This is a genomic window from Monashia sp. NPDC004114 (assembly GCF_053603855.1).
This window is the reverse complement of sequence record NZ_JBSGGK010000040.1, coordinates 3,500-4,954: the sequence shown is the minus strand read 5'-3', so window position 1 is coordinate 4,954 and position 1,455 is coordinate 3,500. Positions and strand designations below refer to the sequence as shown.

Genomic DNA, 1,455 nt, shown 5'->3' with positions numbered 1-1,455 from the left:
CGCATGTGCTGGGGGTGGAAAGTTTTTCGGTCTGGGATGGGCTCGCGGCCTATCAGCTTGTTGGTGAGGTAGTGGCTCACCAAGGCGACGACGGGTAGCCGGCCTGAGAGGGCGACCGGCCACACTGGGACTGAGACACGGCCCAGACTCCTACGGGAGGCAGCAGTGGGGAATATTGCACAATGGGCGAAAGCCTGATGCAGCGACGCCGCGTGAGGGATGACGGCCTTCGGGTTGTAAACCTCTTTCAGCAGGGAAGAAGCGGAAGTGACGGTACCTGCAGAAGAAGCACCGGCTAACTACGTGCCAGCAGCCGCGGTAATACGTAGGGTGCGAGCGTTGTCCGGAATTATTGGGCGTAAAGAGCTTGTAGGCGGTTTGTCGCGTCTGCTGTGAAAATCCGGGGCTCAACTCCGGACTTGCAGTGGGTACGGGCAGGCTAGAGTGTGGTAGGGGAGACTGGAATTCCTGGTGTAGCGGTGGAATGCGCAGATATCAGGAGGAACACCGATGGCGAAGGCAGGTCTCTGGGCCACTACTGACGCTGAGAAGCGAAAGCATGGGGAGCGAACAGGATTAGATACCCTGGTAGTCCATGCCGTAAACGTTGGGCGCTAGGTGTGGGACTCATTCCACGAGTTCCGTGCCGCAGCTAACGCATTAAGCGCCCCGCCTGGGGAGTACGGCCGCAAGGCTAAAACTCAAAGGAATTGACGGGGGCCCGCACAAGCGGCGGAGCATGCGGATTAATTCGATGCAACGCGAAGAACCTTACCAAGGCTTGACATACACCGGACACATCCAGAGATGGGTGCTTCTTCGGACTGGTGTACAGGTGGTGCATGGTTGTCGTCAGCTCGTGTCGTGAGATGTTGGGTTAAGTCCCGCAACGAGCGCAACCCTCGTTCTATGTTGCCAGCACGTGATGGTGGGGACTCATAGGAGACTGCCGGGGTCAACTCGGAGGAAGGTGGGGATGACGTCAAATCATCATGCCCCTTATGTCTTGGGCTTCACGCATGCTACAATGGCCGGTACAAAGGGCTGCGAAACCGCGAGGTGGAGCGAATCCCAAAAAACCGGTCTCAGTTCGGATTGGGGTCTGCAACTCGACCCCATGAAGTCGGAGTCGCTAGTAATCGCAGATCAGCAACGCTGCGGTGAATACGTTCCCGGGCCTTGTACACACCGCCCGTCAAGTCACGAAAGTCGGTAACACCCGAAGCCGGTGGCCCAACCCTTGTGGGGGGAGCCGTCGAAGGTGGGACTGGCGATTGGGACTAAGTCGTAACAAGGTAGCCGTACCGGAAGGTGCGGCTGGATCACCTCCTTTCTAAGGAGCATTAAGCCCCGTCCGCCGGCGAGTGTCTGGTGGGGGGTGCTCATGGGTGGAACATCGATTAGTTGGCGCCGTGCCCGGCCGTCGGCCGCTAGTACAAGCTGGTCTGCACCGTG

General features: G+C 58.7%; 1 rRNA gene. It reads left to right on the top strand.

The features are described 5' to 3' along the window. A 16S ribosomal RNA gene (locus ACWEOW_RS25330) occupies positions 1 to 1,333 on the top strand; the annotation flags it as partial. Positions 1,334 to 1,455 lie beyond the last annotated feature (122 nt).